The 12,814-nt window shown below is 64.0% G+C and carries 8 protein-coding genes and 2 rRNA genes (1 of these 10 cut by a window edge); 8 read left to right on the top strand and 2 right to left on the bottom strand.

What is annotated here, in order from left to right; translation table 11 throughout:
• Positions 1-11: 11 nt before the first annotated feature.
• From BDD21_RS09885 to BDD21_RS09850, 8 genes are all read left to right on the top strand, one after another.
• Complete coding sequence (locus BDD21_RS09885; RefSeq protein WP_120797035.1) at positions 12-944, top strand: alpha/beta fold hydrolase; 933 nt, start codon at positions 12-14, stop codon at positions 942-944.
• 88 nt (positions 945-1,032) lie between these two features.
• The gene (locus BDD21_RS09880; RefSeq protein ID WP_120797034.1) at positions 1,033-2,421 is read left to right on the top strand and encodes an isochorismate synthase; all 1,389 of its coding nucleotides are present in this window, start codon (positions 1,033-1,035) and stop codon (positions 2,419-2,421) included.
• Complete coding sequence (menD, locus tag BDD21_RS09875; protein WP_120797033.1) at positions 2,418-4,208, top strand: 2-succinyl-5-enolpyruvyl-6-hydroxy-3-cyclohexene-1-carboxylic-acid synthase; 1,791 nt, start codon at positions 2,418-2,420, stop codon at positions 4,206-4,208. Before BDD21_RS09880 ends, menD begins: the two co-directional genes overlap by 4 nt.
• A gap of 42 nt (positions 4,209-4,250) precedes the next feature.
• Complete coding sequence (gene menB / locus BDD21_RS09870) at positions 4,251-5,093, top strand: 1,4-dihydroxy-2-naphthoyl-CoA synthase (RefSeq protein WP_120799842.1); 843 nt, start codon at positions 4,251-4,253, stop codon at positions 5,091-5,093.
• A complete protein-coding gene (locus BDD21_RS09865; protein ID WP_120797032.1) occupies positions 5,038-5,985 on the top strand; it encodes a 1,4-dihydroxy-2-naphthoate polyprenyltransferase in 948 nt (315 codons plus the stop codon). Before menB ends, BDD21_RS09865 begins: the two co-directional genes overlap by 56 nt.
• 184 nt (positions 5,986-6,169) lie before the next feature.
• Entirely contained in the window at positions 6,170-7,249 is a 1,080-nt protein-coding gene (gene menC / locus BDD21_RS09860; RefSeq protein ID WP_120797031.1) for an o-succinylbenzoate synthase, read from the top strand.
• A 36-nt stretch (positions 7,250-7,285) separates the two neighbouring features.
• On the top strand, positions 7,286-8,866 hold the full coding sequence (locus BDD21_RS09855) for a peptidoglycan D,D-transpeptidase FtsI family protein (protein ID WP_120797030.1): 1,581 nt from the start codon (positions 7,286-7,288) through the stop codon (positions 8,864-8,866).
• On the top strand, positions 8,863-10,254 hold the full coding sequence (locus tag BDD21_RS09850) for an FtsW/RodA/SpoVE family cell cycle protein (protein WP_245969505.1): 1,392 nt from the start codon (positions 8,863-8,865) through the stop codon (positions 10,252-10,254). The genes BDD21_RS09855 and BDD21_RS09850 overlap by 4 nt, the downstream gene beginning before the upstream one ends.
• 229 nt (positions 10,255-10,483) lie before the next feature.
• Here the strand turns inward: BDD21_RS09850 and rrf are convergent.
• Together rrf and BDD21_RS09840 are read right to left on the bottom strand one after the other, a co-directional pair.
• Positions 10,484-10,599: ribosomal RNA gene (gene rrf, locus BDD21_RS09845) — 5S ribosomal RNA — on the bottom strand.
• A 98-nt stretch (positions 10,600-10,697) separates the two neighbouring features.
• A 23S ribosomal RNA gene (locus tag BDD21_RS09840) occupies positions 10,698-12,814 on the bottom strand; it runs 771 nt beyond the window's last position.

The following is a 12,814-nucleotide window of genomic DNA, read 5'->3' as shown; positions in this document are numbered from 1 at the left end:
GTTTTATCGACATGGATACAGGTAAGGATTCGGCACTCTCGCATCCGCGAGCCGCCGCCAAGACCGGCAAGGTCGCGCTTCCGGCCGCGCTCGACGCACCGCGGCACGATCTCGCGACCGAGCACGGCGGACGCATTCATTACTATGCGGACACCTCGGCCACCGGCCGGCCGCTGGTCCTGGTGCACAGCATCAATGCCGCGCCCAGCGCCTTCGAGATGAAGCCGCTGTTCCAGCAGTATCGCTCGCAGCGGCCCGTCTATGCGCTCGATCTGCCGGGGTTCGGCCATTCCGATCGCAGCAACCGGCGGTACTCGCCGAGCCTCTTCGCCAACGCCATCGTCGACTTTCTGGAGAAGGTGGTCGGCAAGCCCTGCGATCTGGTCGCCTTCTCGCTCGGCTGCGAGTTTGCCGCGCAGGCGGCGCTGATCAAGCCGGAGCTGGTCGAGTCCTTGGTGCTGATCTCTCCGACCGGTTTCAGCGCACGCCGACTGCCGACCGGCCAGGCCGCCGAGCGCGCCCACAAGGTGCTGAGCGTACCGGTCGTGAACGACGGGCTCTTTGCCCTCTTGACCTCGCGGCCGAGCATCCGCTTCTTCTACAAGCAGGCCTTCCACGGCGCCATCCCGCCCGAGATGATCGAGTACGCCTACGCAACATCGCATCAGCCGGGTGCGAAGTACGCGCCGCTGTACTTCCTGTCCGGTCAGTTGTTTACCCCGAACGCACGCGAAAGCGTCTACGCAAACGTGGCGCAACCCGTGCTTGTGCTCTACGATCGCGATCCGAACATCGACTTTCACGAGCTTCCGGACTTCCTGAGCCACCATTCGAACTGGCGGGCCGAACGCATCGCGCCGACACGCGGACTGCTCCAGTGGGAGCAGCCGGCCCAAACGGCGGCTGCGATCGATCGCTTCTGGTCGATCCCTCAGGCCGCCTGAGCTTTTCGAGGATGCCTTTTGTCCCGGTGCGGCGTGTGTCGCCATGCCGGGGCCGAGACACCAGACCGCCGGTTGCTCAAACTCACCCATGCTTGCACCGCTCAAGACCCTCGAGCAGATCCTCGCGCGCCTCGCCGAGACGATGGACAGCCTCCCGATCACGCGCTCGGAGGGATTCGTCTCTCTTGTCCTGGAGCTGCCTCAAGCCCTGGCGATCGCGCCCGAGATCCCCGGCCCGCAGTTTCAATTCGCCCACAATCATCGCGGCGAGGTCCGGGCCGGCTACGGGATCGCCGGCGAATGGACCGCGCAGGGCGAGGCGCGTCTCCAAACCTTGCGTACGCATGCGAAGCGGGTGTCGGCGCACTGGGAGCATCTTGACCCGGACGAGACCGGCTTCGCGGGGTTTGCGATGCTCGGCTTCGCGTCCTCGCCCGTGCCCGACGCACCGACCGAACCCGACACCTTGCCCAACGCGCTGCTCTGGCTTCCGGAGCTTGCGCTCTCCTCGCGCGCCGGTCAGGCGGCGGTCATCCTCTCCACCGCGCTGCCGGTCGCACGCGAGGAGGTCTTCGCGCGCTGGAAGGCCCGCTTGGAACAGGTCATCCCGCGGCTGAATCAGCCGGCACTCGATCCACTCACACCGGCACGCCTCGATCAGGGGCCGACGGAGCCGGATGCGGCACGTTGGCAGGATCTCGTCTTGTCCGCCCTCGAGCAGATCGAGCAGGCGCATCTGGAGAAGGTCGTCGTCTGTCGGCGACTCAGGCTCAAGGGCCATCGGCGCTTCGATCTGACCCGGTTGAACGCCGCGCTGGCCTATCTCTTTCCGTCCTGTCAGGTGGTGACGATCCGCCGCCACGCGACCAGCTTCGTCGCGGCCACGCCCGAGCGTCTCTTCACCCAACAGCACGACCGCATCGAGGTGGACGCGATCGCCGGGACGGTCTGCCGCGCCGCGAGTGCCGATCGCGATGCCGAGCTCACGAGCGCATTGCGGACCAGCCACAAGAACCTGCATGAGCATATGGTCGTGGTCGATGCCGTGACCGATGCGCTCGGACATTGCAGCCGTCACGTCGAGCCGCCGGACGGACCTCGCGTGATGCAGCTCAACAACGCGCAACATCTCTGGAGCCTGGTGCGCGCCGAGCTGGATCCCGGCATGGACGTCTTTCAGCTCGCCGAGCTGCTGCATCCCACACCGGCGACCAACGGTCACCCCTGCGAGTTGGCACGCGCCTGGCTGCAACGCTCCGAGCCGATCCGACGCGGTTGGTATACCGGTGCGGCCGGGATCATCGCGCCGGATCTCACCGGCGAACTCTGGGTCCTGCTGCGCTGCGCCGAGATCCACGACAGCACGGCGGACCTCTACGCCGGGGCGGGGATCGTCGCGGGCTCCGATCCGGACTCCGAGTGGCAGGAGACCGAGCACAAGCTCGCGGCCATGTCCACGGCACTCCAGTTCGCATGAGCGACACCGAGACGCCCGATCAGGGTTGTCGCAATCTACGCTGGGCGCTGGCGCTCTTCGATGGCCTGGTGCGCGGTGGTGTGCGTCGGGTCGTGCTCTCGCCCGGCTCGCGCTCGACGCCGCTCGTTCTTGCAGCTCAACGGCAACCATCGATCGAGCTGACGCCCATCCTCGACGAGCGCAGCGCCGCCTTCTTCGCATTGGGACTGGCGCAGGCATCGGCGCGGCCTGTGGCGCTCGTGTGCACCTCGGGCAGCGCCCTCGCCCATTGGTTTCCGGCCGTCATCGAATCCTCCGAATCCGGCGTCCCGCTGATCCTGCTCTCGGCGGATCGCCCGCCCGAGCTGCGTGGCTGGGGTGCGAACCAGACGATCGATCAGACGCGTCTCTTCGGCGGCTTTACACGCGAGTATCACGATCCGGGTCCGGCCGAAGAAGGCACGGCCGCGCTCAAGGCAATACGGGCACTCGGGCTGCGCGCCGCGCTGGTGAGTCGGGGTCCGCGGCCCGGCCCCGTGCATCTGAATCTGCCGTTTCGCGAGCCACTGGTGCCGGGGCCATCCTGCACGGCCGAGCCGCTCGGATCCTTCGAGTCGGCGGCGACCGGCCCGCACGACGGACCGGAGGCGCGTTCCTCGGCGTCGGATCAAGTGCGTTGCTTCGACACACCGCAGTGGCCGCAAGGGCTGACGACCCTCCGCGGCGGGCGCGGGATCATCTGTTGCGGCCCGATGACGCCCTCGGACGCGGCGGCCGAGGCCATCTTCGCCTGTGCCGAGCGGCTCGACGCACCGGTCTTGGCCGACCCGCTGTCCGGCCTTCGCTTCCGCCCGGCGCCGACCGCTCGGATCACGCGCTACGACAGCCTCCTGCGCAACCCCGAGGCAGCGGCGGCCTTGAGACCGGACTGGGTCATCCGATTCGGCGGGACTCCGGTCTCAAAGACGCTTTCAGGTTGGCTCGAGGACATCCCGTCGATCCTGGTCGATGCGTCCGAGCGCTGGTCGGACCCGACTCATGACGTCATTGTCCGGATCGCCGCCGATCCGACCGCGTTTTGCCGGCTGTTGCAGACGCGTATCGACCGCGACGCGCACGGGCTCTGGATCCGGCGCTGGACCGACGCGGAGCAGACGCTCGACCGGCTCGCCCACGCCTTCCTGGAGCACTCGCCCTGGTGCGAGGGCCATCTCATCGCCGGTCTGCTGGAAGGTCTCCCCGCGGGGGACGGCCTCTTCTGCGCCAACTCGCTGCCGATCCGTCAGCTCGACACCTGGTCGGGGCAGTCGGAGACGCCGCTGCGGGTCTTCGGCCATCGCGGCGCCAGCGGGATCGACGGACAGAGCTCGACACTGGCCGGTTTGAACGCGGGCCGGACGGAGCCGACGCGCGGCGTCACCGGACTCTTGGGCGATCTGTCCTTCATCCACGACCTCAGCGGCCTGTTGCTGATGGAGAGGCTCGACCGCCCGTGCATTGTCTTGAATAATGGCGGCGGCCGTATCTTCGACTTTCTGCCGCAGCGCGGACTGGCGGGGTTCGAGCCGCTTTGGCGAACGCCGCAGCGCGTGCAGCCGGATGCCCTCGCGCGGGCCTTCGGGCTCGCGCATCGATCGGTCGACGACGCCGCGGGCTTCGCGCAAGCCTGGGCCGAGGCGATCGACGCCGGAATGCGCGGAGAGCCGGCCGGACTCATCGAGGTCCGTCTGGATGCGGATCTGAGCCTCCGCACGCACCGCGCGTTCTGGAACGGCGTTCGCGAGCAATCCATCATCGAGAGTGAATGAGGTCCCAAGGTGTCGTCAGCGTCTAGTCAGCAGGCCGGTCAAATCGAAAGCCAGGGACCGAGCCCCGTCGTTTGGGAGACGCCCACCGGCGACCTCTACAACGATATCCTCTACCAGCAGGCGGAGCAGATCGCGAAGATCACCATCAACCGGCCCGAGGTGCGCAACGCCTTTCGGCCGCAGACGGTGCGCGAGCTGATCGACGCCTTCCGTCGCGCACATCTCGACCCGCGTGTCGGCGTCATCATCCTCACCGGCGCGGGCGATCTGGCCTTCTGCTCGGGCGGCGACCAGCGCATCCGCGGCGACGAGGGGTATCGCGACGAGGCCGGGGTTGAGCACCTGAACGTGCTCGAGCTGCAGCGCCAGATCCGCACGCTCCCCAAACCGGTCGTGGCCATGGTCGCGGGCTACGCAATCGGCGGGGGGCATGTACTGCACCTGATCTGCGATCTGACGATCGCCGCCGACAATGCGCGCTTCGGCCAAACCGGGCCGCGTGTCGGCAGCTTCGACGGCGGTTTCGGGGCCGGACTCATGGCAAGGACCGTGGGTCTCAAAAAAGCCAAGGAGATCTGGTTCCTGTGCCGTCAGTACGATGCGCAGGAGGCGCTCGCGATGGGGCTCGTGAACACCGTCGTGCCGCTGCGCGAGCTGGAGTCCGTCACGCTCGATTGGTGCCGTGAGATGAACCGGCTCTCCCCGACCGCGCTGCGTGTACTCAAGGCGTCCTTCAACGCGGAGACGGACGGACTGGCCGGCATCCAGGAGCTGGCCGGGAATGCCACCGCGCTCTTCTACACCACGGCCGAGGGACAGGAAGGACGCGATGCCTTCCTCGAAAAACGCGAACCCGATTTCGGCAAGTTCCCGCGGCGTCCCTGACGTGTCGGGCTCCGGATCGAATCTCGCGCTCTGGATCGCGGCGGCGCGCCCGAAGACATTGGTCCTTGCAGTGGCCCCGGTCGTGGCGGGGATCGGGCTGGCCGTCTTTCAGACCGGAGCGCTTGCCGCCGTCACGGCCTTGCTCACGTTGATCGCGGCGGTGTCGATCCAGATCGGCACCAACCTGCACAACGATGCCTCCGACTATGAGCGGGGGACGGACACCGCCGATCGTCTCGGACCGCCGAGGGCGACGGCGCAGGGCTGGTTCAGCGTCGAGCAGGTCAAGCGGGCGGCACACCTGGCGTTCGGGCTCGCCTTCGTCATCGGGCTGGCCTTGGTCGTGCGCGGCGGCTGGCCGATCCTCGCCATCGGGGTCGCCTCCCTGGTCGCGGGCTACGCCTACACCGGCGGACCGCGTCCGATCGCCTACGGCCCGTTCGGCGAACTCTATGTGCTGCTGTTCTTCGGCCTCGCGGCCGTGGGCGGGACCTATTACCTGCAGACCTTGAGCTTCGATTGGCCGGCACTCATGGTCGGCATCGCCCTGGGTCTGCCGGCTGCTGCTGTCTTGCTGCTGAACAACTACCGGGATCTCGAGACCGACCGCATCGCTGGACGGCGCACACTATGCCACTACCTGAGCCGACCGCATGGGCGTGTTCTTTACGGCCTGTTGCTGCTGGCATCGATCGCGATCCTCGTTTTCACCTTCGGCCCGGCCATCGCATGGCCTCTGCTGGCGGCCGTCCCGCTCGGCGGTCTTCTGACCCTCAAGCTCGTTCGCGGCGCCACCGGCAAGCAGATCAATCCACTTTTGGGACAAACGGGGCTCTTTCAGGCGGCCGTGACGATCTTGCTCCTCGTCGGATTCGGTCTGAGCCGGATCTAAACCGCGCCCGGTGAGGTATAGGTCGTTTGTTGGATTGGTTTGACCGCGCCAGCTCCGACAACTGTCGGAGCTGGCGCGGTTTAGACTATCGAATTGCGAACCGCCTCTCCAAGTAGGTCGGAATAACCCTTGAAACCGACACAAATGTAAATGACGCATTTCACTCCGGACGCGCTTTAGGGTAATGGATCATCTGCGGATCGATCGACTTCGGATCCGTCCGTATGATCTTCCGCTGCGTCGCGACTGGCACAGTGCGCGCGGCGGATTTCAACGACGACGCGGCTGGCTGGTCTGCGCGGAGACGGATGGGGCGGTCGGTTTCGGAGATTGTGCGCCGATTCCGGCGGCGGGAACGGAGGATCACGAATCGGCGAAATCCGCATTGTCGGCTGCCCAAGCCTGCGCGTCGGGCAGATCGGTGGGGGAGTTCCTGCAGATTCTGGACGATCGATTCGCCGTGACGCCGGCCGCGCGCTTCGCGCTCGAATGCGCCTTGCTCGACCTCCTGAGCCAAGTAGAAGGGGTTCCCCTGCGCCGGTTGCTGGCCCGCGATGCTTCAAACGAGGTTCCGGTCAACGGGATCCTCGGCGCACTCGCGACCCTGACGGCGGCTGATCTTCAACAGGCGGCAGAGGCGGGTTTCAGAGTGGTGAAGATTAAGGTGGGCGTCGAGGATTCGACCTCGGAGATCGCCCGACTGACGGCGCTTGCTCGCTTCGTGCCAACCGGCATGCGCCTTCGGCTCGATGCCAACGGGGCTTGGGACGATGACGAGGCGTGCCGCATCCTCGATGGGCTCTCGGAGCTACCGATCGAATCGCTGGAGGAACCGCTGCGCATCCCCGACCCGAGCCGCCTTCGCGCGCTTCAGGAGCGAGCAGGCTTTCCGCTGGCCCGGGACGAAAGCCTGGCGGGTCGGGCTGCCGATGTGGATCTCGGCGGGCTGGGTGTGAGGCGCATCGTCATCAAGCCCGCTGTTGTCGGCGGGCTTCGATCCGCGCTCGACCTATCGCGACGTGCCGCCACTGCCGGCGTCGAGGTCGTGGTCACCAGTGTCGTCGAGAGCGCGGCCGGACTCTGGCCGACCGCTCAACTGGCCGCGGCCACGGGCAGTAGGCTCCCCCACGGACTCGCCACCGCGGACTGGCTGGCCGAGGATCTCGGGGTCCCGCCGCGCTTGAACGGCGCATATCTATTGCTCTCCGACCAACCTGGCTCCGGATTCAAACCGCATGCGGACCCGCCACCGAACCCTGAGTAAGACAGAGCCCGAGAAGGTTTCGATCGACGTGCCCGCATGACGTATTCCCTGGACCCGGAGCTCTGGCCGCTCATTCGCGTGGCGCTGCATGTCGGCTTCTTTTTTACTGCTGCCTATCTGCTCCGGTCGATCTTCAACGCCCGCCAGGCCACCGAGCTGCGACATCTGCCGCGCGCCAAATGGTCCGCGCGGGTTCCGATCGTGCTCTTGGCGCTCCTGTTCACAGGGATCCTGGTCTATCAAGCGACATGGCAGCTGATCGGCGCCTCTCGCCCGCAATTCATCGCCTTTATGCAGCTTCACGACAGGCGTGAGCTGAACCCGGCCCATCGGATCATGCGCGGGCGGATCCTCGATCATCGCGGCGAGGTACTCGCCTACAGCGAGGAGATTCTCGGGCAGGTGTATCGCCTCTATCCCGACGGGCCTGCCTTCGCGCATGTGGTGGGATATAGCCACCCCTGGTTCGGGGCTTCGGGGATGGAGTCGGTGGCGAACGTGCGACTCAACGGCGGAGCGCCGGATGGACTCGGCGACTGGCGGAAGCTCGGTCGCCAGCTCGTGACGCAGGACAAGCGCCCGCGCGGACAAGACCTGACACTCACGCTCGATGCCGAGCTCCAGCGAACGGCCTTCGGTCTCCTCGAGGGAAAGAAGGGGGCGATCGTGCTTTTGCAGCCCGACAACGGGGCAATCCGCACGCTCGTCAGCGCCCCCTCCTACGATCCGAACCGGATCACACCGGCGCTCTTCCAGGATTCCGGCCCAAGCGCAGCCTTGTTGAACCGCGCCACTCAGGGTCTCTATCCACCGGGCTCGAGCTTCAAGATCCTGCTGGCCGCCTTAGCGCTGGAGAAGGGTTTCTCCGGGACGCTCGAATGTCCTGCGGACGGCTTCACGACCTCAACGCGCTATCGAAAGATCCGAGACCATGACTACTATACGGCCAGGAAAAGCGGCTCGACTTGGGCGGGTCACGGGCGCATCGATCTCGGCACAGCGTTCGCCCGATCCTCAAACGTCTTTTTCGCGCAGCTCGGCGTGCGTTACGGCCACGACGCCTTTTATGCCATGACCGAGCGGATGCAGCTCAATCGCCGGATTGTCCTGCACGAGACGCCCTACGGCGCCTGGTCGATGCGCACGGGCGAGATCCGGCGACTCGATCCCTCCGACCAGTATGGACTCGCCCAGATGTCGATCGGTCAGGGCGCCGCCCTCGTGACACCGGCACACATGGCGCTCATTGCCTCCGCGGTCGGCAACCGGGGCCTCGCCGTCAGACCGCGGTTGATCGAGACGGACGAACCCGCGCCTTTGGCCTATTTCATGAGCACGTCGGTTGCCGAACGCATATCGGTCATGCTGCGACAGGTGGTGATCAGCGGGACCGGTCGCGGGATCGATACCCCTCGACTCGCGATCGCGGGAAAAACCGGCACCGCCGAGAACCCGCACGGCGCATCGCACAGCTGGTTTGTGGGCTTTGCACCCGCCCATCGGCCTCAGCTTGCGGTGGCCGTGTTGGTCGAGCATGGAGGCTATGGATCCGCAACTGCTGCGCCGATTGCACGGGATCTCCTGTTGCGGGCGGTCGATTTGGGGTTGATCGAGTGAGTCGGGCGAACGGACCGATCGACATCGCGGACGCCTGGGATCTACGCGCGCCCGAGCGCGCGCTCTTGGCCTGGTGCGTCGTCTGTATCGCGCTTGGATTCGTCATGCTCTGGGGCTCGACGCACGTCGGCGGCGGCGTGATCGACGGACTCGACCTCCTGCCGCTCGGGCTCTACGCCCTTTCGCTGCTGACGCTGCATCTGCTCCTGGTGGCGGCTCGATTCAGGGGTGACCAGCTTATCCTAGTCGCCGTCGCCTTTCTGTCTGGATTCGGGATGCTTGCCCAATACCGGATGGGGTCCTTCGAAACCGAGGGAACGATCTCGCTCAATCTGCTCCTCTTTCCGATTGGACTGATCTTGATGGGAGCAATCGCTATCGTCCTCATGCGCGGTCGTTATCAGATGCTCGCGCAGGGGCATTGGATCTGGGTCTGGGCCGTGCTCTCGCTCGGGCTTCTGGCCGTCTTGCTGATGTTCGGCCAGCGCTTTCGCGGCGGCGTCTATGCTGCCGGTCTGGTCACGCCGAGCGAGATCCTAAAGGTGACGATCGTGCTTTTCGTAGCGGGCTTTGTCGCGCGCAACGCGAAATCCCTCGGCGCATGGGGAAAGGGTTTGCCGCTGCCGCCATGGCGTGCCTTGCTGCCGCTTGCCGGTTTCTGGTTGGTGCTGGCCGGCCTTTTGGTCGTCCAACGCGATCTCGGGCTCTTCATCATTCTGAGCATCGCCATGCTGACGATGCTCTTCGTCGGAACGGGGCGCGCGGGCTATCTGTTTTTCGGTGGAATCGGCGCAGTCGCACTCGCCGGAGCTGTCTTAAAGGTTCTGCCCCACGGCGAACGCCGCGTGACCGCTTGGCTCGAGCCCTTCCGTGACCCCACGGGAGGAAGCTGGCAGATCCTACAGGGATTGTCGGGAATGTACTCCGGGGGACTCTGGGGAGAAGGATTCGGGCGCGGAAGCCCGCAATATACCCCTATTGCCCAATCCGACTTCATCTATTCGGTGATTGGCGAGGAATTGGGGTTCGCGGGATGCACGATCGTGATCGTCTTCTTCCTGATCTTGTTCGGCCGGAGCCTCCTGGTCGCATCCCGAGCACGTGACGCCGATGGGCGCTTGGTCGGTATCGGACTCGTGACCGTCCTCGCAACCCAGACCTTCCTCAATATCGGAGGCGTCACCAAGTTCGTACCACTCACCGGCCTACCCTTGCCCTTCATCAGTCACGGCGGAAGTAGTCTGATCACTGGATTCATCGCGGTAGGCATACTCCTCGCCATCTCCGACGGCCAACCCGCAGCGCCGCCGAGGAATCGGATGTCTACGCAGACAAAAGGGGTTCCGGGGAAAGGGGCTCGGAGGAGTCGAGGGTCTGCGGCAGAGTGAGTTTATTGAGGGTGCCGGAGAGATCGCGCTGCGCTGCCGGTCAGGGCCTTGATCATCGTCCTGCAACGGATGGATGGAATTGAGGATCAACATGAGCATCTCGCTCTCGACGCAGTTTAAACCGCGCTAGCTCCAGCGCTCGTCAAGTCTGCCGCGGCCGATCCTATCCAAAAACTTTTCCGCGCGCATAAAAAAACCCCCGTCGTGGGACGGGGGTTTCGGGGTAAGGCCCTGGCGGTGACCTACGTTCGCATGGGGAGGCCCCACACTATCATCGGCGAGACACCGTTTCACGTCTGAGTTCGGGATGGGATCAGGTGGTTCCAGTGTTCTATGGCCGCCAGGAAAACGGGCGGTCGCGCCCCGCTCGGGGACGCGTCCTGTTCGGTGAGATCGTTGCTGTGCGAGGTGTCGACACCCGGCGCAACGCGCTTGGGTGTTATATGGTCAAGCCACACGGTCAATTAGTACAGGTTAGCTTCACCCATTACTGGACGTCCACATCCTGCCTATCAACGTCGTCGTCTTCAACGGACCTTCAGAGGCATCAAGTGCCTAGGGAGACCTCATCTCGGGAGGGGCTTCCCGCTTAGATGCTTTCAGCGGTTATCCCGTCCGAACATAGCTACCCGGCAGTGCCACTGGCGTGACAACCGGAACACCAGGGGTTCGTCCACTCCGGTCCTCTCGTACTAGGAGCAGCTTCCCTCAAGTCTCCAACGCCCACGGCAGATAGGGACCGAACTGTCTCACGACGTTCTAAACCCAGCTCGCGTACCACTTTAAATGGCGAACAGCCATACCCTTGGGACCGACTTCAGCCCCAGGATGTGATGAGCCGACATCGAGGTGCCAAACACCGCCGTCGATATGAACTCTTGGGCGGTATCAGCCTGTTATCCCCGGAGTACCTTTTATCCGTTGAGCGATGGCCCTTCCATACAGAACCACCGGATCACTAAGACCTACTTTCGTACCTGCTCGACGTGTGCGTCTCGCAGTCAAGCACCCTTATGCCTTTGCACTAAACTCCCGATTTCCGACCGGGATTAGGGTACCTTCGTGCTCCTCCGTTACGCTTTGGGAGGAGACCGCCCCAGTCAAACTACCCACCATGCACTGTCCCTGACCCGGATCACGGGTCGAGGTTAGAACGTCAAACAGACCAGGGTGGTATTTCAAGGTCGGCTCCACGGCAACTGGCGTCACCGCTTCAAAGCCTCCCACCTATCCTACACAAGTCGGTTCAACGTCCAGTGCAAAGCTGTAGTAAAGGTTCACGGGGTCTTTCCGTCTAGCCGCGGGTACTCGGCATCTTAACCGAGATTTCAATTTCACTGAGTCTCTGGTGGAGACAGCGCCGCCATCGTTACGCCATTCGTGCAGGTCGGAACTTACCCGACAAGGAATTTCGCTACCTTAGGACCGTTATAGTTACGGCCGCCGTTTACCGGGGCTTCGATCAAGAGCTTCTCCGAAGATGACCCCATCACTTAACCTTCCGGCACCGGGCAGGCGTCACACCCTATACGTCCGCTTACGCGTTTGCAGAGTGCTGTGTTTTTAATAAACAGTCGCAGCGGCCTGGTCACTGCAACCCCTCTCGGCTCCGGCCGCAAGGACCTTCACCTGACAGGGGCGTACCTTCTCCCGAAGTTACGGTACTATTTTGCCTAGTTCCTTCACCAGAGTTCTCTCAAGCGCCTTGGGATTCTCACCCTGCCCACCTGTGTCGGTTTGGGGTACGGTCACACCGAACCTGAAGCTTAGAGGCTTTTCCTGGAAGCATGGCATCAACCACTTCGTCCCCGTAGGAACTCGTCGTCACGTCTCGACATTGAACCCCCGGATTTGCCTAAGGGTCCTGCCTACACGCTTAAACCGGACACCAACTGCCGGCTGGCCTAGCCTTCTCCGTCCCCCCATCGCAGTTCGGTCTGGTGCAGGAATATTAACCTGCTTCCCATCGACTACGCCTCTCGGCCTCGCCTTAGGGGCCGACTCACCCTGCGCCGATGAACGTTGCGCAGGAAACCTTGGGCTTTCGGCGAGGGGGATTTTCACCCCCTTGGTCGTTACTCATGTCAGCATTCGCACTTCCGATACCTCCAGCATGCCTTGCAGCACACCTTCAACGGCCTACGGAACGCTCCCCTACCATGCGCATAAATGCGCATCCGCAGCTTCGGTACATGGCTTAAGCCCCGTTACATCTTCCGCGCAGGCCGACTCGACCAGTGAGCTATTACGCTTTCTTTAAAGGATGGCTGCTTCTAAGCCAACCTCCTGGCTGTCTGGGCCTTCCCACATCGTTTCCCACTGAGCCATGATTTAGGGACCTTAGCTGGCGGTCTGGGTTGTTTCCCTTTTGACGACGGACGTTAGCACCCGCCGTCTGTCTCCCGTGATTGCACTTGCCGGTATTCGGAGTTTGCATCGGTTTGGTAAGCCGGGATGGCCCCCTAGCCGAAACAGTGCTCTACCCCCGGCAGTGATACACGAGGCGCTACCTAAATAGCTTTCGGGGAGAACCAGCTATCTCCGGGCTTGATTAGCCTTT

It is taken from the genome of Thiocapsa rosea (assembly GCF_003634315.1).
In the GTDB taxonomy this organism is placed as follows: Bacteria; Pseudomonadota; Gammaproteobacteria; order Chromatiales; family Chromatiaceae; genus Thiocapsa; species Thiocapsa rosea.
This window is presented reverse-complemented; position numbering and strand designations above follow the sequence as displayed.